Source organism: Shinella sp. M27 (genome assembly GCF_049199905.1).
Lineage (GTDB): Bacteria > Pseudomonadota > Alphaproteobacteria > Rhizobiales > Rhizobiaceae > Shinella.
Genome location: NZ_JBLZPK010000048.1, coordinates 123,728 through 140,742, shown reverse-complemented (window position 1 = coordinate 140,742; position 17,015 = coordinate 123,728). Strand labels below are relative to the sequence as shown.

General features: G+C 62.4%; 16 protein-coding genes. 10 read left to right on the top strand and 6 right to left on the bottom strand.

What is annotated here, in order from left to right; genetic code table 11:
* The first annotated feature begins 49 nt into the window (after positions 1 to 49).
* The 4 genes from ACOZK4_RS19475 to ACOZK4_RS19460 all read left to right on the top strand — a co-directional run bounded on the left by ACOZK4_RS19475 (position 50) and on the right by ACOZK4_RS19460 (position 4,237).
* Positions 50 to 1,231 carry an aldose 1-epimerase family protein gene (locus ACOZK4_RS19475; RefSeq protein ID WP_313525520.1) on the top strand — a complete coding sequence of 394 codons (1,182 nt, stop codon included), beginning with the start codon at positions 50 to 52 and terminating at the stop codon, positions 1,229 to 1,231.
* Positions 1,228 to 2,025: an SDR family NAD(P)-dependent oxidoreductase gene (locus tag ACOZK4_RS19470; protein ID WP_421593289.1), complete on the top strand. Its 798-nt coding sequence runs from the start codon at positions 1,228 to 1,230 to the stop codon at positions 2,023 to 2,025. Before ACOZK4_RS19475 ends, ACOZK4_RS19470 begins: the two co-directional genes overlap by 4 nt.
* A 77-nt stretch (positions 2,026 to 2,102) precedes the next feature.
* Positions 2,103 to 3,194 carry a lactonase family protein gene (locus ACOZK4_RS19465; RefSeq protein WP_421593288.1) on the top strand — a complete coding sequence of 364 codons (1,092 nt, stop codon included), beginning with the start codon at positions 2,103 to 2,105 and terminating at the stop codon, positions 3,192 to 3,194.
* A gap of 53 nt (positions 3,195 to 3,247) precedes the next feature.
* A complete protein-coding gene (locus ACOZK4_RS19460; protein ID WP_421593287.1) occupies positions 3,248 to 4,237 on the top strand; it encodes a LacI family DNA-binding transcriptional regulator in 990 nt (329 codons plus the stop codon).
* Here ACOZK4_RS19460 and ACOZK4_RS19455 read toward each other — a convergent pair.
* From ACOZK4_RS19455 to ACOZK4_RS19430, 6 genes are all read right to left on the bottom strand, one after another.
* Positions 4,234 to 5,355 (bottom strand): M24 family metallopeptidase, encoded by a 1,122-nt coding sequence (locus tag ACOZK4_RS19455; RefSeq protein WP_421593286.1) that lies wholly within the window; start codon positions 5,353 to 5,355, stop codon positions 4,234 to 4,236. The two genes, ACOZK4_RS19460 and ACOZK4_RS19455, sit on opposite strands and share 4 nt — an antisense overlap.
* Before the next feature lie 10 nt (positions 5,356 to 5,365).
* Positions 5,366 to 6,322, bottom strand: a complete 957-nt coding sequence (locus tag ACOZK4_RS19450; RefSeq protein WP_421593285.1) for an ABC transporter permease — start codon at positions 6,320 to 6,322, stop codon at positions 5,366 to 5,368.
* Positions 6,319 to 7,296, bottom strand: coding sequence for an ABC transporter permease (locus tag ACOZK4_RS19445; protein ID WP_421593284.1), 978 nt, complete (start codon positions 7,294 to 7,296; stop codon positions 6,319 to 6,321). Before ACOZK4_RS19445 ends, ACOZK4_RS19450 begins: the two co-directional genes overlap by 4 nt.
* Positions 7,293 to 8,054: an ATP-binding cassette domain-containing protein gene (locus tag ACOZK4_RS19440; RefSeq protein WP_421593283.1), complete on the bottom strand. Its 762-nt coding sequence runs from the start codon at positions 8,052 to 8,054 to the stop codon at positions 7,293 to 7,295. Before ACOZK4_RS19440 ends, ACOZK4_RS19445 begins: the two co-directional genes overlap by 4 nt.
* Positions 8,047 to 8,880, bottom strand: a complete 834-nt coding sequence (locus ACOZK4_RS19435; protein ID WP_421593282.1) for an ATP-binding cassette domain-containing protein — start codon at positions 8,878 to 8,880, stop codon at positions 8,047 to 8,049. The genes ACOZK4_RS19440 and ACOZK4_RS19435 overlap by 8 nt, the downstream gene beginning before the upstream one ends.
* 74 nt (positions 8,881 to 8,954) lie before the next feature.
* Positions 8,955 to 10,151 carry a substrate-binding domain-containing protein gene (locus ACOZK4_RS19430; RefSeq protein WP_421593281.1) on the bottom strand — a complete coding sequence of 399 codons (1,197 nt, stop codon included), beginning with the start codon at positions 10,149 to 10,151 and terminating at the stop codon, positions 8,955 to 8,957.
* A gap of 238 nt (positions 10,152 to 10,389) precedes the next feature.
* On the opposite strand from ACOZK4_RS19430, the gene ACOZK4_RS19425 reads away from it, so the two are divergent.
* The 6 genes from ACOZK4_RS19425 to ACOZK4_RS19400 all read left to right on the top strand — a co-directional run bounded on the left by ACOZK4_RS19425 (position 10,390) and on the right by ACOZK4_RS19400 (position 17,015).
* The gene (locus ACOZK4_RS19425; protein WP_257946781.1) at positions 10,390 to 11,583 is read left to right on the top strand and encodes a CaiB/BaiF CoA transferase family protein; all 1,194 of its coding nucleotides are present in this window, start codon (positions 10,390 to 10,392) and stop codon (positions 11,581 to 11,583) included.
* 2 nt (positions 11,584 to 11,585) lie between these two features.
* A complete protein-coding gene (locus ACOZK4_RS19420) occupies positions 11,586 to 12,734 on the top strand; it encodes an extracellular solute-binding protein (protein WP_421593280.1) in 1,149 nt (382 codons plus the stop codon).
* A gap of 8 nt (positions 12,735 to 12,742) precedes the next feature.
* Positions 12,743 to 13,513 carry an enoyl-CoA hydratase/isomerase family protein gene (locus ACOZK4_RS19415; RefSeq protein WP_313525487.1) on the top strand — a complete coding sequence of 257 codons (771 nt, stop codon included), beginning with the start codon at positions 12,743 to 12,745 and terminating at the stop codon, positions 13,511 to 13,513.
* Between the two features lie 10 nt (positions 13,514 to 13,523).
* Positions 13,524 to 14,480 carry an ABC transporter permease gene (locus tag ACOZK4_RS19410; protein ID WP_421593279.1) on the top strand — a complete coding sequence of 319 codons (957 nt, stop codon included), beginning with the start codon at positions 13,524 to 13,526 and terminating at the stop codon, positions 14,478 to 14,480.
* A 23-nt stretch (positions 14,481 to 14,503) separates the two neighbouring features.
* Positions 14,504 to 15,478 carry a sugar ABC transporter substrate-binding protein gene (locus tag ACOZK4_RS19405; protein WP_421593278.1) on the top strand — a complete coding sequence of 325 codons (975 nt, stop codon included), beginning with the start codon at positions 14,504 to 14,506 and terminating at the stop codon, positions 15,476 to 15,478.
* Positions 15,479 to 15,578: 100 nt separating this feature from the next.
* Complete coding sequence (locus ACOZK4_RS19400) at positions 15,579 to 17,015, top strand: sugar ABC transporter ATP-binding protein (protein WP_421593277.1); 1,437 nt, start codon at positions 15,579 to 15,581, stop codon at positions 17,013 to 17,015.

Below are 17,015 nucleotides of genomic sequence, written 5' to 3'. Positions count from 1 at the left end.
CGCCTCTTGAGACAGCATGACCTGCCTGGCAGGGAAAAGGAACAACACGATGGTCGAACTATTCGGGGAAGCAAAGTCGCGCCGCGATATCGCTGCCAGCGCAGGACGTTTTTCGCAATTTGCCGGCGTTCGGCTTATGACGTTGTCCGACGGTCTTGAGCGTGGCATCCGCATGCTCGAGTTCCGCAGCGGCACGGGCCTGCGTTTTACGGTTCTGGTCGATCGCGCCCTTGATATTGCGGACTGCGAGTATCGCGGCATGTCGATCGGCTGGCACTCGCCGTCCGGCTTCCGCCATCCGGGCCTGCACGAATACGAAGGCGAGGGCGGTCTCGGCTGGATGCGCTCCTTCTCCGGCCTGATGGTCACCTGCGGCCTCGACCATATCCTCTTCATGTATGACGAGCCGGCCGACCACTATGTCTATGGCCCGAAGAAAACGGTGAAGCACTCCATCCACGGCCGCGTCGGTACCATTCCCGGCAAGCTGGACGGTTACGGCGAACGCTGGGACGGCGACGATTGTTATCTCTGGTGCGAAGGCACCGTCACGCAGGGAACGGTTTTCGGCGAACATCTCGAACTGAAGCGCCGCATCGAGATCAAGGCGGGCACCAACGATATTCGTATTGCCGACACGGTGGTCAATCGCGGCTTCTACCGCACACCGCACATGTTCTGTTATCACATCAATGTCGGCCATCCCGTTCTAGCCGAAGGGTCGCGCTATCTGGCACCTGTGCGCGACGTCGTCTGGGCCGCGCATGCTGGGGCAGATTATGAGAAGCAGGGCGTCGGATACCGCACGATGCCCGCGCCGCAGTTCGGCTTCCACGAGCAGGTCTGGCAGCATGAAATGGCGGTCGACGAGAAGGGCGAGGTTCCCGTCGCGCTGGTCAACGATCGCCTGGGGATTGGCTTTGAGGTCGTCACCCGCAAGGATCAGTTCCCTTGCATGTATGAATGGCAGAACCTGCAGGCCGGGCAATATGCTGTTGGCATCGAGCCCTCGACCAACCATGTGCTCGGCCACGGCGCCGCCCGTGACCGAGGCGAGCTGATCTGGCTCGAAAATGGTGAAGAGCGCCACTACGACACGACGTTCCGCATCCTTCCCGATGCCGAGGCGATCGCGGCGAGCGAAGCGCGGATTACGGCCATTGCCCGCCAGCCGGATGGCGATTTCCCGCAGCCTTCGGGCAACCACGTTGTTCTGGAGGGCCGGTCATGAACATGCAGGCACAGCAGCCCGTGCAGAAGGAGAACTCCATGATCTCGGTCGCTGGCAAGGTCATCCTGTATACCGGTGCGGCTGGAGGGCTCGGTGCGGAGACCACGTTGAATTTCCTCCGGGCCGGCGCAAAGGTCGTCGCCCTAGACAACGATCCCTTGAAGAACGCGGCCTTGCAGACCTCGGCGGACAAGGAGGGCCTCGGCAATCTGGTAATCCAGGCCATCGACCTCTCGGATCTCGCAGCGTTGCGCACGTCTCTCGAAGAGCTGTCGCGCGAGGTCGGCGGCTTCGATGTGGTCATCAACAATGCCGCCATCTATCCCTCAAAACCATTCGAGAATTATTCCCTTGAGGAAATGCAGCGGGTCCAGCGCATCAATGTGGATGCCGGCATCGTCTGCGTTCAGGTGGCGCTGCCGCATATGCGCGAACAGGGCTGGGGGCGTATCATCAACATCGCCAGCGTCACCTCGAATGGCGGCTGGGCCAATCTTTCGCCCTATGTCCAGTCGAAGGGCGCGCTCATCGGCCTTGCACGCGCCTGGGCACGAGAGTTCGGCGCCTATGGTATCACGGTCAACGCGGTTTCGCCCGGCGCCTTCCCGACGGATGCGGAGAAGATCCATCCCGATCCCGAGGGCTACACCCGCTTTGTGCTGGATCATCAGGCGATCAAGCGGCGCGGTAGCGCCAGCGACATTGCCAACGCCCTGATGTTTCTGGCGTCGGATGCTGCCGGTTTCATTACCGGGCAGACATTGAATGTCGATGGCGGCTGGGTGATGAACTAGCGCTAAAGATGCGAATATGCCATGTCGGGCCGGGGCATGACCGCGCCCCGTGATGCCTGCAGCACTGGAGTTTTCGCGTGAGCCAACCTCTTTATCTCGCCGTCGGATCGCTCAATCGCGAGGCACCCTATTTCCAGGGTGCCCGCGGCGAGGGGCTCACCATCTTTTCCTTCGACGAGGATGCGCTGGGCTGGACGCGCCTTGCCAACACGTCGACCATCGACAATCCCACCTTCCTGAGCGTCAACGCCGCCTCTGGCGTAGTCTACGCCAATTCGGAGGTGTTCGGCTGGCATGAGGGCACGGTCAGTGCTTTCCGTTTTTCACCTGCAACGAAGACGCTCACCTATATCAACAAGCAGCCGACACTCGGCAGCATCTCGGCCTATAACATGGTGTCGCGTGATCGACGTTTTGTGCTTGTCGCCAACTACTCCATGGGCGGCGATGGCCCGGACCAGTCCGTTGCGGTTTTCCCCATCCGGAAGGATGGCGGTCTTGCACCGGCTGCGACTTCGGTGCGGCTTGATGGCCCGCTCGGCCCGGTCGCCGACCGGCAGGAGCGGCCACATGCCCATATTGTAAGCGAGATTCCCGAGGGAGGCGTTGTCCTCGTCGCCGATCTGGGCCTCGATCAGGTCGTGGAATATGCACTTTCGAACGACGGTACGCTCATGCGATCCGCCAGCGTGACGCTGCCGGCAGGCGCGGGGCCTCGCCATGTCGCGCAGCATGCGAACGGTCGTTTCATTTATATTTCCAACGAGTTGGATTCCACGGTGTCCTTCGTTGCACGCGACGCTGGCAGCATGACGCTCAAGCAGACGCTGTCAACGATCCGGCCCGGCGTGGAATCTCATGGCGCAGATATTCATCTGTCACCGGACGGGCGTTTCCTCTATTGTTCGAACCGGGGCGAGGACAGTATAGCGTGTTTCATGGTCGATCAGGCGACGGGTCAGTTGACGCTGCAGGATATCCAACCTTCGGGTGGCAAGACGCCGCGCAATTTCGCGCTCACTCCGAGCGGTCGCCATGTGCTGGTCGCCAACCAGAACGGTGATGCGATCGTGATCTTTCGGCGAAACGAGGAGACGGGTGCGCTGACGGACAGCGGAAGGCGTATCGAGATCGGCACACCCGTATGCGTGCGGCCCTTCATACCGTGACGGAGGAAAAGCAGCCTGCAAAACGTGGCCGCCGAAAGGGCTCAGGGGTGACGATGGCGGATGTCGCCGCCGCCGCTGGCGTCTCCATGCAGACGGTTTCACGCGCGCTTCGCTTTCCCGATACCGTGACACCGGAAAACCGCAAGATCATCGACGATGCGATCAGGAAGACGCACTACGTCCACAATCTCGCGGCTAGTCATCTTGCTTCGCATAAGAGCAATACCGTCGCTGCCGTCATTCCGACGCTGTCGGCCTCCGTCTTCGCTGAGACCATGCAGCACTTCTCCGAGGTCCTGCATCGCGAGGGCTATCAGATATTTCTCGGCAACACCGATTACCGGTTGGACCGCGAGGAGGAGGTGATCCGCAGCCTGCTCGGACGACGGCCGGATGGCGTGTTCCTGATCGGCGCGCACCACACCCGCGCCAGCGTGACCATGTTGAAACGTGCCGGCATTCCAGTCGTCGAAGGCTGGGACATGACGGAAAAGCCGATCGATCGGCTCGTCGGCTTTTCCAACACGGTAGCCATTGCGGAAATGGCGCGGCATCTGGTGCGCTCTGGGCGAACGAACATCGTTTTTGCCGGCGTTCTGCGCAAGGGCGACAGCCGCGCGGCCGAACGCCGGGACGGGTTTGCTGCCGTCATGGAGGAATTGTTTCCCGGTAAGACGCCGCGCATCTCCATATCACGCGACCTGCCCTTGACCATGGCGTCCGGCGCGGACCTGCTGCGCAAGGCACTTGCGCGCTATCCCGAAGCGGATGCCGTGATGTTTTCGAGTGACATCATTGCCTCGGGCGCGCTGCAGGAAAGCGTGCGCATCGGGCTCAAAGTGCCGGAGCGACTTGCCATTACCGGCTTTGGTGATTTCGAGCTCGCCCGACACCTCATTCCGTCGCTGACAACAGTATCGGTGCCCTCGGCGGAAATCGGCCGTGAGGCCGGGCGCCTTCTTCTCGAGGGCATGCGCGGCATCCAGTCCGAAACCACGCTGATCGACATGGGCTTCAAGCTAATGATCCGCGATAGCGGTTAGCGCGCTGGAATGCCCGGACGGTGCTCGAAGTCGGTGAGCACCTCGCAGCCGGTCGACGTTACCCGCAGCATGTATTCGAGCCGCACTCCGCCGATGTCAGGATCGAGCGCTGTCGGCTCGACCATGATCACCATGTCTTCCCTCAGCGTCTCTCGTTCATAGGCCACCAGGCGTGGCCATTCATGCACGCTCGTACCGATCGAATGGCCGGAATGGTGCGCGTAGGAATAGCCGTGTCGGGTGATCGACGCCTGCAGGCGCTGGTCGAGCGTGTCGATGCCAAGGCCGGGGCGGATGGTTTCGATTGCCAGGTCCAATGCAGTGCGGGCGGCGCTGAAGAGCTTTTCGAAGCCGGACGACGGTTGCCCGATCATCGCGGATGCACAGCTATCGCCCCAGTAACCGGCGACGCGCGGTGCGAGATCGCAGATCAGCGGATCGCCTCTTTCGAGGATGCGGTTGCCTGGCCACCCCATGAACTGCGACGTACGCCCGCGCCCGGAGATCAGATCTCCAGTCACCGGCAACCGTTCGCCGGCGCGGGTTTCCATGGCCAAGCGGACGGCGGCGAACACGTCAAGTTCACTCATCCCGGCACGGGTCGTTGAAAGGAACGCCTTCTGGCCCTCTGAGGCCGTCAGCGCCGCTTCGCGCAGCAGGCCGATTTCGGTTCTGGTCTTGATGGCGCGCTGGCGCCGGAAGGCTGGCTCCACGGGAACGATCGCGTTGCCTTCCAGCAGCGGGAGGATCGAAGCGGGTAGAGCGTGGTGCTCGACCGCGATTTTTCCACCGACCTTTAGGCGTTGCAGCAGGACCCTCGCCTCCGAAACGTAGTTCGCGAAGATATCGGTCGGCTCCTTGAACGAGAAGCCCGTATAGGTGACGACGAGATCGGCCCAACTGCCGGTCCCTGCCTCCAGATTGGTGACGAGCAGCCCGGTTTCACCGTTCACACCTACGATGCCGAGGCTGGGGCCGCCTGCGAAAGGCGAAGGGCCGGCCTCGATGCCGGAGATATGGCCAAGCGCATAGGCGACGCCGTCGGGACTGGTAAAGAGGCCCCAGTCCGCGCCGGATTCTCTGATCGCGGCGATGGTTTTTGCAAGTCGTTCGTCCATGGGCCTCTCCTCAGATCAGGTTGCGGATGTGCTGGTCGCGTCCGTAAGCCGCAACCAGCAGGAGGATTAGCAGGCCGAGTGCGGACTGAACCAGCGCCTCCGACAGGCCAAAGCCGATCAGCACCGTGCGCAGTTCGACGAGGACAATGGCACCGGCGACCGTGCCGACGAAACCGCCGCGTCCGCCGATCAGCGCGGTACCGCCGATCACCACCGCTGAAACCGTCTGGAACAGATAGGGCGTGCCGACGGTTGCGCTCGACGAACCCGTAAATCCGACAAGCAGGATACCCGCAAGGGCGGCGAAGGCCGCACTGAGTGCAAACGTCGTCGTCCACATCGCAACCGGTCGCACGAGGGCAAGTTCCGCCGCCTTCAGGTTGGAGCCGAGCGCATAGAGGCGACGGCCGTAGACCGTTCGCTGCAAGACAAAGACGCATCCGAGTGTCAGCGCGAGCGTGAACGGGATCAGCCAGGGAAAGGGCAGCGGGCCAATCGTTCCGCCGAGCGAAACGAAGTCATTGATAAACGGCGGCGCCGAGCCGGTAGGAAGGCCGCGTGTCCAAAGCTGCACGGCGGCCTGAACGATCGTGCCGACGCCGAGCGTGACGATCAGCGGGTGGATCGAGAGGCCAGCCGATAGCGCGCCGGACACCGCGCCGATTGTGCCAGCGCAGGCGATGACGATGAGAAAGGCCGGTAAAGCCGGCATGCCGCTGCCATACAGGCTGGCGAAGACGACGTTGGCGAAACCGATCACGAAGGGGATCGAAAGGTCGATGCCGCCGAGGATCATGACGAGCGTCTGGCCCAGGGCGGCGATCGCCAAGAGCGATGCCAGGATCAGCATGGCACGCACCGAGAACGCGCTGCCGAAGCCCGGAATGAAGATCGTTCCGAGCAGGAAGACGACGACCACGCCAATGAAGGCGATCAGGGCGCGATTGGAGAAGAGGGCGATCGTCATCGGCTGGCCTTCCAAGTCTGGAACCGTGCTTTGAGCGTTTCGGAATTGAGGCAAACGGCGAGCACCAGAACGAGGCCATAGGCGGCCTGCAGCATGAAGGTGGAGACGTTGAAGGAGGTCAGCACGTTCTGCAGCAGGAAGATATCGGCCGCGCCGATGAAGGCTGCCGCCAGCCCGCCGACGCCGCCGGCGAGACTGACGCCGCCGAGCGCTGCCGCCGCAATGGCGATCAGCGTATAGCCGGGCCCGATGTTCGGGTCGCCGGACCCGATCAGTGCGGTTAGCGCAAGGGCCGCGACACCGGCAACCAGACCGGAAAACACATAGGCGAAGAACCGGATGACGGGCACATTCACCCCGGCGGTAAACGCGGCGCGATCATCGCTGCCGACGGCCATCAGAAGCTCGTAGAATGGCAACCGCTTGAAGAAGGGCCAGGCGACGATGACGACACCGACGGGGATGAAGGACAACGGGCCTGAAAGCGCAGACAGCCATCCCGGCACGGTGCCGGACGGCGAGGGCAGAATGGAGAGCGCAAGGCCGCTATAGATAAGATAGGTCGAGAGTGTCGCAACGATCGGCTGGATGCGCAGGATCGCGGCCAGGAAGCCGTTCAGGGCACCGGAGGCAAGCCCGAGCAGGAGAGCGGCCGGAACGATGATCCAGGGCGAGGATATGCCGAGATCACCGATGACCACCTTGATGAGGATGACGTTGATAAGGCCCATGAGTGGGCCGACCGATACATCAATGGAGCCGCGACCGGCGAGGAACGGCAGCGTCGTCGCCATGGTTGCAAGGATCATCGGGGCGGCGAGGCCGAGTACGGTCGACCAGTTCGCCGGGGAGAACCGAACGGGGTTGAGAACGGCGTTGAGCAGAATGAGTACGACGAAAAGGATCGCTGCGAGGCGTGTTTCGCTGCGATCCCAGAAGTGCGGTTTGTTAAATGTCATTGGATCGGTGCTCATGCCTGCACTCCTTCCTGACCGAACATGGCGGACATGACGCGCTCCATCGACATGGAGGCGCGGTCGAGAACCGTGCTGCATTCGAAATCCCGGAAGATCGAGACCGTGTCGCAAAGCGTGAGGATTTCCTCGATCTCGCTCGAGAGGATGACGAGGGCGATGCCGTTTTCGGCCGCGAGCTTGCGGAATGCTTCGTAGAATTTGAGGCGCGTGTTGAGATCGACACCGCGCGTCGGGTCGTTGAGCAGCATGACGCGCGGCTTGAGCGCGAGCAGGCGCGCCAGCAGTACCTTCTGCTGGTTTCCGCCGCTGAGTGCGGAAATCGGTGCATCGGCCGAGGGGTAGCGGATCGACAGGAAGTCCGTGTAGGCGGCGAGTTCGTCCTTCAGGCGCTTGCGGTTCAGGATGCCGGCCAGAGAAAAACGCGGCATGGATGGTATTGCGAAATTGTCCAGCACGGAGAGGACGGGGAAAATGCCGGTCGCCCGCCGGTCGCGCGGCAGGTAGACAACGCCGTGCCGCGCCGCTTCGTAGTGATCGCGATAGCCGAGCGGGCCGCGATCTGTCGTCTCGACGGTAATCGCGCCTTCGCGGATCCGGCCGAGGCCGGCCAGTGCCAACAGGAATTGCTCCTGCCCATGGCCTTCGAGGCCGGCGATGCCGGTTATCTCGCCGGCACGGATGGCGCCGGACAGCGGCGCCCTTCCAGGCGCGAGGACGAGGCTGTCGTAGCGCAGAAGGATGGTGTCGTCAGGCATGGATCGCCGCCTCCGGGGCCATTAGCTTCAGGAGCCTCTCGGCGGTAATGCCGTCCCGCTCGAGCGTTTCGACGATGTGTCCGCTTCTGAGCACGGTGACGCGGTCGGACAGACGGCGTACCTCTTCAAGACGGTGAGAAATGAAGATGACGATGTTGCCGGCAGCCGCATAGTTTTCGATCGCATTGAAGACGAGATCGCGGTCGGCATAGTCGAGGGCGGCCGTCGCCTCGTCGAGCAGCAGGATGGACGGCAGGCGGACGAGGGCGCGGGCGAGAACGATGAGTTGCTGACTTGCGAGCGGCAGTTCTCCGGCCGGCGCCGACAACGGGATGGGGAAGCGCGAGATTTCCGCAAGCAGCGCGTCGGCGAGCGGCGCGCGCGCGGATTTCGCGATCCGCCGCTTGAGCGGGCCGTCATAACCGAGAAAGATGTTTTCGATAACCGTGCGATGTGGCGCGATCAGCACTTCCTGGAAGACCGTGGAAAGGCCGAGATCATGCATGTCGCGCGGCGTGCGCGGGTTGATCGCGCGGCCGTTCAGGGCAACTTTGCCCTCGCTTTGCGCAATAACGCCGGAGAGGATCTTGAGAATCGTGCTCTTGCCGGAGCCGTTTTCGCCAAGGATCGTGTGGATGCCGGCCGTGAACGTTACGGATGCGTCGCTGAGGGCCAGCGTTTCGCCATAGCGCTTGGTCAGGTGGCTGACAGAGAGTTCAACGCTGCCCTCGCGATGGGGCGTTGCCCCGCCGTTCTCGGCGACGACGAGATGGATCCGGGACGTCGCGACCGCCAGTCCGGATTGCGGATGTGTCGTACCAAGCATTCAGAGCAGCCTTCTCATTGCCGAACGCGGCGGGACCACCGGCGGGCATCCGGCGGTGGTCCTCGCACAGGCGATTACTTCGCGCAGGAGGCCGGGACCTTGGCGAAATCGTAGAGCGGCGTTGCCTGGCCGTTCGAGAAATAGCCGTTGAGCAGCTCTTCCGAGAACGGGTCCTGCGGCGGGATCGGAAAGATCGCGGCCGAATCCGGCTTCATGCAGTCCTTGTACCAGGTCGGCAGGTCGGTCTGCGTGATGGTGGGCATCGGCGCAATGATCGTGTTCACGATCGGCTTCTGACCCGAGATGATGCGCAGGGCGACGCGGAACGCGTTCTGCGCGGCAACATGCGGCGAAACCTCGCCGCCGTAGAATTTAAAGGTATCCTGGTTTTCGTGCCAGAAGCCGAGCGCATCGCCCGAAATGGAGCCTGCTATCAGTGGGAGAGGCCGGCCGGCCTGCTGAAAGGCCTCGGCGATGAAGCGGGCCTCGCTGCCGGTGGACCACACCGCATCGATCTGCTGCGGCGTTGTTGCCAGCGCCTGTAGAACGGCGGACTTGGTGGTCGTGCCGGTCCATTCGCCGCTCACCTTGCGGGCGATCGTCAGGTTGCCGCTTTCGGCAACGGCCTTGTCGAGGCCTGCATTTTCCTGCTGCACCAGCGGGTGACCGGAAATGCCTTCGACCTGAAGGATGGTGCCGCCATTGGGCAACGCCTCGGCTATGCCCTTGCCCATCTGGTAGCCCCAGAGGTTCTGGTTGTGCATGACATTGATGGCAGCGGGCGTCGTTACCGCGCCTGCGGATGTGATGACGGGAATGCCGGCCTTCTGCGCGTCTTCGATGACGGCATTGAGCGCGGTCGAGGAGCCGGCAATCGTGGTGATGACCGAGCAGCCGCGTTCGATGAAGGAGCGGATCTGCGAGATTTGCTGCGTGGCGTCGCCGTTGGAGTCGGAAACGATGAACTCCGAGACATCGCCGGCTTCCTTGGCGCCGTCGACGAGACGGGCGAGCTCGTCATTGAAGGTCACGCGCCAGGGGTTGCCCATATAGGATTCCGAATGGCACCAGCGCCACGGCTTGGCCGGCGCCTTGAAGTCGGCGAGGGCGGCCGGCGCTACATCGACGGCGTCCGTATAGAGCGCGCGCACGTTTTCCGGCAGAGCCTGCAATGCGTCGGACCGGGCGTCCGCGTATGCGGGTACTGCGGCCGACGAAAGCAGCGCGGCGGCAAGCAAGCTCAGGCGAAAGCCTGACTGAAACGTCTTCATTGATTTCCTCCTCCAGCGGCGCTTGGGCCGCTCCACCTTTACCAATGAATTATCTATTCATCATGCATCCGTTGGTCAATATCAAAGTTAGCGCTCATCAAGTCACGCTTGATAATTGCCATGATGAACGGATCATTGTGCCGAAGCAATTCAAAAATAGTTAGCGCTCACTCTGGACAGGCCAAATTTATCCGCTAAGTTGCCGCCAACTTGAAGGCTTGCAGGAGAGCGACCGCATATGGGTGTTTTGTCGGGTATCAGAGTCCTGGATTGCTCCATCGCCATGGCGGGACCGTTTGCGGCCCAGCGGCTTGGCGATCTGGGCGCGGACGTGGTCAAGGTCGAACCGACGACGGGTGAATGGCAACGCCATGTCGCGGCCGGCGGCGCTGGCGGCAATCGCGTCAACGTCTCGTTTCTGTCGCTCAATCGAAACAAGCGTTCGCTTGCCGTCGACCTCAAGTCGGAAGACGGCAAGAAGGTCTTGCTGGATCTTGTCAAGACGGCTGACGTCTTCCTGCAGAACTATCGTCCCGGCGTCGCCAAGCGCCTCGGCGTCGATTACGAAACGCTGTCGAAGATCAATCCGCGCCTCGTCTATGTGTCGATGTCGGGTTATGGCGAAGACGGCCCCTATGTGAACCGTCCCGGACAGGATCTCGTTCTCCAGGGCATGTCCGGCGCCATGCTGTCGGCCGGCCGCGAGGGCGAGCCGCCGACGGCCGCCGGTCAGTATCTCGTCGATGCGATCACGGCTTATACGGCTTTCGAAGGCGCGCTAGCCGCACTGTTCCATCGCGAACGGACCGGTGAGGGCCAGCTTGTGCAGGTCAACATGCTGGATGCCATCACGACGATCCAGATGCAGGAGCTTTCGGTCTTCACGGTGGGCGGCAAACCGCAGCAGCGCTCCGCCGAGCCGCATGCCCATGTCTATATTCGCGCACCCTACGGCGCCTTCGCCACCAGCGACGGTTTTATCATCGTCGCCTTCCCGAAGCTGAAGACGCTGGGTGAGGTGATCGGCGAAGACAGTTTCCTGACGATGGACGACGAGGTCGATAGCTGGGCGCGGCGCGACGAAATTTTCGCCAAGACCCGCGACCGATTGAAGGCCAGGTCCTCGGCCGAGTGGCTGGAATTGCTGCGCGCCGCCGATATCTGGTGCGGCCCGGTCTACGGCTATGCCGATCTCGTCGAGGACGAGCAGATCAAGCACAACGGCACCTTCGTCGACTACGATCATCCGACGGAAGGCCGCGTCAAGACGCCGGGTTTCCCGATCAAGTTTTCTAAAACCCCGTCCACGGTCGAGCGTGGCGCGCCCGTTACTGGCCAGCACACGCACGAACTGCTGAAGGAGGCCGGCTACGACGACGCGGCGATCGCCGCGCTCGTGGCGAATGGCGCTGTTGCGACGGGAACGATCTGACCATGGCGACGATCAAGGCGCTTACCTGGGACCATCCGCGTGGCTTCAACGCGCTCGCCGCAGCCGCAAAGCGTGATGAGGTGATTGCGGCCGGTCTCGATATTCAGTGGGAAAAACAGCCGCTCGAAGGATTCGAGTCGCATCCGATCGCCGATCTCTGCGCGAGCTACGACCTCGTCGTGCTTGATCATCCGCATGTCGGTGAAGCGGTTGGTGGCGATTGCCTGCAATCGCTCGAAAGCGTGTTCGGCACGGATGTGGTTGAGGCCCTGGCGGCCGAAAGCATCGGCCCTTCTCTGTCGAGCTATCGTTATGCCGGCCAGCACTGGGCGCTGCCGCTCGATGCCGCGACGCAAGTGATGGCGCTGCGCGCCGATCTCGTGGAAGGCGAGGCGCCGGAGACATGGGCGGCCGTGGCCGAGCTTTCCCGCCGCACGGGCAAGGTTGCGCTTTCTCTTGCGGGGCCGCATGCCGCTTTGAGCTTCCTGTCAATTGCTGCTGCCCATGGCGAGCCGCCGGCCGAAGCCGACCCCGATGTTCTCGTTTCCGCCGAGACTGGAAAGACGGTCTATGACCTGATGACCGAGCTGGCATCACGCAGCCCGCGTGTTGTTTTCGAAAAAAACCCGATCGGCATTCTCGGCCATATGGCCGCTTCGGATGACGTATCGCTATGCCCGCTCGTCTACGGCTATGTGAACTATTCCGCACCCGGCACCGGTAAGCCAGTCACCTTCGCGAACGCACCACGGCGCGCTGCCGGCGGTCGCCCCGGTTCCACGCTTGGTGGCACCGGCATCGGCATCTCGAAGCGTTGTGATCCGACCCCCGAATTGAAGACGCACCTGCTCTGGTTGATGAGCCGCGAGGCGCAGATCAATTTCATTCCCGCCCACGACGGCCAGCCCTCGCGGCGCGAAGCCTGGTTCGACAACGGCGTCAACCGGCACTGGAACGGCTTCTACCGCCAGACGGCCGAGACGATCGAGGCGGCTTATGTCCGTCCGCGCCATGACGGTTACATCGCCTTCCAGAGCAAGGCATCCGCGCTGCTGCGCCAATCGTTTGAAACAAAGGCTGCGGCTGCGGGTGTGCTCGCCCAGCTGCAAGTCCTCTACCGTGCCCACAGGCGCGGCGGTGAGGAACGATAGGAGACGACATGACGGAGGAAATCATTTTCTCGGTGGACGGCGCGATCGCGACGATCACTCTGAACCGCCCGGCCAAGCTGAATGCCGTCACGCCTGAAATGGCCGATGCCATCGTGGCGGCGGTCAAGGAGTGCAACGACAGCGACACGATCCGCTGCGTCATCCTGACGGGAGCCGGGGAGCGCGCCTTCTGCGCTGGCTCCGACATCCGCGAGCTTGATACATACGAGACGCCCTGGCAGTTTCGCAATCGCGATGACTATTGCGACGCCATCCACGCGCTGCTGAAGCCGACGATTGCTGCCGTCAATGGCTATGCATTCGGTGGCGGGCTTGAGACGGCCATGGCCTGCGATATCCGCATCGCGTCGTCAAACGCGCAATTCGCGGCTCCCGAGATCAAGCTCGGCTGGATCGGTGGCGGGGGCATGGCGGCGGGCCTAGCTCATTCCATCGGTCCGTCGAATGCCGCGCTGATGATCATGACCGGCGATCCTATCAGCGCGGAGAAGGCGCAGCAGTGGGGTCTCGTCAGCGATGTGGTGAGTTCCGAGGAATTGCTGCCGCGGGCGCGGGCCATCGCTGAAACCATTGCCTCGCGCGCACCGATCGCGGCTGAAACCGCTAAGCTCAACCTCAAGGCCGCGGCTTCGATGCCGCATGAAAAGGCCGTCGAATACGAGCGCGATCTCCAGACGATCTGCTTTGCCACCGCCGACGCCCAGGAAGGCCGGCAGGCCTTCAAGGAAAAGCGTCCGCCAGTCTTCCGGCGGCGATAGGAGAAGGCGCATGAACACGAGTCTTGTCGCGCTGAAGCGTCTCGGACGCCACCGCGAAGCATCGGTTCTGCTGATGCTTTTGGTGGTTGCCGCCTACCTTTCCTTTGCCAGCGAGTATTTTTTGGCGCCGCGCAACCTCCTGAACGTCGGCCGGCAGGCCTCGGTCGTCGCCATCGTCGCACTCGGTCAGGCGCTGGTCATCATCGGCCGCGGCATAGACCTTTCGGTCGGTTCGGTCATTGGGCTGTCCGCCGTCGTGGCCGCCGTCGTCATCAGGGATACCGGGTTTGAAAGCGTCGGTCTCATTGCGGGCCTACTCACGGGCCTAGGCTGCGGCATCATCAACGGCCTGCTCTATACGCGGCTAAAGATCAATCCGTTCATCGCGACCCTGGGCACGTTGTCGGTCGCGCGCGGCATCGCACTCCTGATGACGGGGGGCATTCCCGTGCCGATGGGTGGCTTTGCGGAATTTGTCGGCGCAGGCCGCATCGCAGGCATTCCGGTCTCCTTCCTGTTGATGATCGTGCTGGCCGTTGCCGTTCATGTCTTTTCCGTTCGCACCGTGAGGGGCCGCGAGATCTACGCGATCGGCGACAATCCGAAGGCGTCGCGTCTGGCGGGTGTTGATCTCAAGGCAACGCGGCTCTTCATCTTTGCGTTCTGCGGGCTGCTTGCCGGTCTCGGCGGGCTCATCCTGTCCGGAAACCTGGCAAGCGCCGATCCCAATCTCGGCGTTGGCTACGAACTCGACGTCATCGCCGCCGTCATTCTTGGCGGCACGGCGCTCAGCGGCGGCCGAGGCTCGATTGCCGGTGTCGTCATCGGCGCGCTGCTGATGGCGCTGCTTAACAATGCTTTCGTGCTGCTCGGCATCTCCGCCTACTGGCAGGTCGTCACCAAGGGACTGGTGATCATCTTCGCCGTGGCGTTGGACGGCCTGCAACGCGGCAGTGAAGACGATTGATCAATCCAGTGGAGGAGATGAACATGACCAGAAAAATCACGAAACTGACGGCTGCGGCCGCGCTCGGTCTCGCATCGATTTTTTCCGTGGCGAATGCGGCGGAGCCACCAAAGGGCGGCACAGTCGCCGCCGTGGAAAACACGAAGGGACCAGTGAAGATCGCCTTCCTGTCGTTCCAGAATAATCCGTTTTGGACGCCGGTGACGGATGGCGCCAAGGCCGCCAACGACTATCTCAAGGGCTTCAATGCCACCGTCGATTTCGTTGATCTCGGCAACGAGCTTTCGGCCGAAGCGGTTGTCGCCGGCATCGAAGGCGCGCTGGCCAAGCAGTATAACGGCATCGTCGTCGTTCCGATCTTCGACGGCACGGCCCGCATCATCAACGAGGCGACGGAAGCCGGTGTGCCGGTCTTCAACATCGTCGCGGAAGGGGCCGCCCCCTCCGAACGCCTCGCCTTCATCGGCCAGGACGCGACATCGGCCGGCGAGCAGATCGGTAGGTTCATTCAGGAAAAGATGAACGGCAAGGGCAAGCTCGGCGTGATCACCGGCTACTTCGGCGCCACGCAGCACACCCAGCGCATGAACGGTGCGGTCGATTATCTCAAGGCCAATACGCCCGACATCCAGATCGTCGGCCCGTTCGAGAACAAGGACAAGGCGGAAGAGGCCTATTCGCTTGTTCAGGACATGATGACGTCCAATCCGGATCTTTCGATGGTCTATGTCACGGCAGGTGGCCCGTTCGGCGCGGCAAAGGCCGTCAAGGATCTCGGCCTCACCGGCAAGGTCGGCGTCATCGGTTTCGACCATACGCCTGACAACATGCAGTATCTGAAGACCGGTGAGATGGTAGGCCTTCTCGACCAGGCGCCCTACCAGCAGGCGCTCGATGCCAGCGTCATGCTCTACAACTATCTCGTTGCCGGCAAGGAGCCGCCGGCCAAGGTCATCCCGGTTGTTGGTAACCTGCTGACCCCCGCCGATGCCAAGTAAGATTGCCGAAACCACGACCGGCGCGCCTCGCGCCGGTCACGATGGCCGCGAGCCGCTCGTTCGCGCCCGTGCGGTTGCGAAGGCCTTTTCCGGCAATGCGGTGCTGCATTCCGTCGACCTCGATCTCTATCCGGGCGAGGTTATCGGATTGCTTGGTGAAAACGGTGCAGGCAAATCGACGCTGATGCACATCCTGTCCGGCGGACTCACTGCCGATTCCGGCACGATCGACCTTGCCGGCGAGACCGTGCGTTTCAGCAATGTCGGTGATGGCATTGCGGCGGGCATCAGCTTCGTCCACCAGGAGCTTTCGGTTGTCGGCGCATTGTCCGTGGCAGAAAATCTCTATCTCGGGCGCTTTCCACGCACGCCGTTCGGCTTTGTCGATAAGGCATTGATGTGTGCCTCCTCAAAGGCCTTGCTGGAAAGGGTAGGGGCGGGCGGCCTTGATCCGGCGCAGGAAGCGAGCGGGCTTCGCGCAGGCGAGCAGCAGTTGATCGAGATCGCCAAGGCGGCGGGACGGCAGCCGCGCCTGCTGATTCTCGACGAACCGACCTCCTCTCTGACCCCACATGAGGTGGAAAGCTTCTTCTCCTATGTCCGCAATGCGCGGGAAGCCGGTACGGCGATCATCTTCATCACGCATCGTCTGGAAGAAGCACTCGGCCTCTGCGACCGGCTGGTGGTTCTGCGCAACGGCGCCATCGTCAGTGAGCGCAGACCGACGCAAACGAGCCGGGAGCAGTTGATCGCAGACATGACCGGCAAGCCGGCAATCTACGATTACAAACCGCGCGCCATCGATGAGAGCGCCGTCGCGCTTTCGCTCAAGAACGTCTCTGATGGTGCGCACCTTAAGGATATCAGCCTGGACGTGCGGCGAGGCGAGGTCCTTGGCTTGTTCGGCCTTGTCGGGGCAGGGCGTACCGAACTGCTCGACGTGATCCATGGCGTTCGCCCCGTAAAATCGGGACAGCTCACGCTCAATCAGCAGCGCTTCGCGCCGCGAGACCCGAGTGATGCGGTGAAGAGCGGTGTGGCCCTGGTGCCGGAGGGGCGCAAGACGGCGGGCATTCTCCCGCAGCATTCCGTGCGTGACAACGGCGCGATTTCGAGCTTGCGGCGCTTCGCCGGTCGCGTCTTTTCAGATCGCAGCGGAGAGGCGGGTCGCATGGGGGCCTTCGCCAGGAGCCTCGGGATACGCATGGCCACCGACATGCAACCGATCTCGACGCTCTCGGGAGGCAATCAACAGAAGGTCATTTTTGCCAGGGCACTCATGGCCGAGCCGCAGCTTTTGCTTCTCGATGAGCCAACACATGGCGTGGACGTGGGTGCGAAGGCTGATCTTTACACCATCATCGCTCAAGCCGCCGAGCAAGGGCTGACGGTCATCATGGCCTCGTCCGAGGTGCCGGAAATTCTCGCGCTTTGCGACCGCGTCGCGGTCCTGTCGAAGGGCCGGCTCGCCGGCATCCTTGAACGCGTGGAGATGAGCGAGGACAAAATTTTGACATTGGCTTTCAGGGAGCACTGA

Excerpts from the sequence above, each read along its gene's own strand:
- ACOZK4_RS19430 (WP_421593281.1), bottom strand. The coding sequence starts at position 10,151 with ATGAAGACGTTTCAGTCAGGCTTTCGCCTGAGCTTGCTTGCCGCCGCG.
- ACOZK4_RS19425 (WP_257946781.1), top strand. The coding sequence starts at position 10,390 with ATGGGTGTTTTGTCGGGTATCAGAGTCCTGGATTGCTCCATCGCCATG.
- ACOZK4_RS19435 (WP_421593282.1), bottom strand. The coding sequence starts at position 8,880 with ATGCTTGGTACGACACATCCGCAATCCGGACTGGCGGTCGCGACGTCC.
- ACOZK4_RS19455 (WP_421593286.1), bottom strand. The coding sequence starts at position 5,355 with ATGGACGAACGACTTGCAAAAACCATCGCCGCGATCAGAGAATCCGGC.
- ACOZK4_RS19415 (WP_313525487.1), top strand. The coding sequence starts at position 12,743 with ATGACGGAGGAAATCATTTTCTCGGTGGACGGCGCGATCGCGACGATC.
- ACOZK4_RS19405 (WP_421593278.1), top strand. The coding sequence starts at position 14,504 with ATGACCAGAAAAATCACGAAACTGACGGCTGCGGCCGCGCTCGGTCTC.
- ACOZK4_RS19460 (WP_421593287.1), top strand. The coding sequence starts at position 3,248 with ATGGCGGATGTCGCCGCCGCCGCTGGCGTCTCCATGCAGACGGTTTCA.
- ACOZK4_RS19410 (WP_421593279.1), top strand. The coding sequence starts at position 13,524 with ATGAACACGAGTCTTGTCGCGCTGAAGCGTCTCGGACGCCACCGCGAA.
- ACOZK4_RS19450 (WP_421593285.1), bottom strand. The coding sequence starts at position 6,322 with ATGACGATCGCCCTCTTCTCCAATCGCGCCCTGATCGCCTTCATTGGC.
- ACOZK4_RS19440 (WP_421593283.1), bottom strand. The coding sequence starts at position 8,054 with ATGCCTGACGACACCATCCTTCTGCGCTACGACAGCCTCGTCCTCGCG.
- ACOZK4_RS19470 (WP_421593289.1), top strand. The coding sequence starts at position 1,228 with ATGAACATGCAGGCACAGCAGCCCGTGCAGAAGGAGAACTCCATGATC.
- ACOZK4_RS19420 (WP_421593280.1), top strand. The coding sequence starts at position 11,586 with ATGGCGACGATCAAGGCGCTTACCTGGGACCATCCGCGTGGCTTCAAC.
- ACOZK4_RS19475 (WP_313525520.1), top strand. The coding sequence starts at position 50 with ATGGTCGAACTATTCGGGGAAGCAAAGTCGCGCCGCGATATCGCTGCC.
- ACOZK4_RS19445 (WP_421593284.1), bottom strand. The coding sequence starts at position 7,296 with ATGAGCACCGATCCAATGACATTTAACAAACCGCACTTCTGGGATCGC.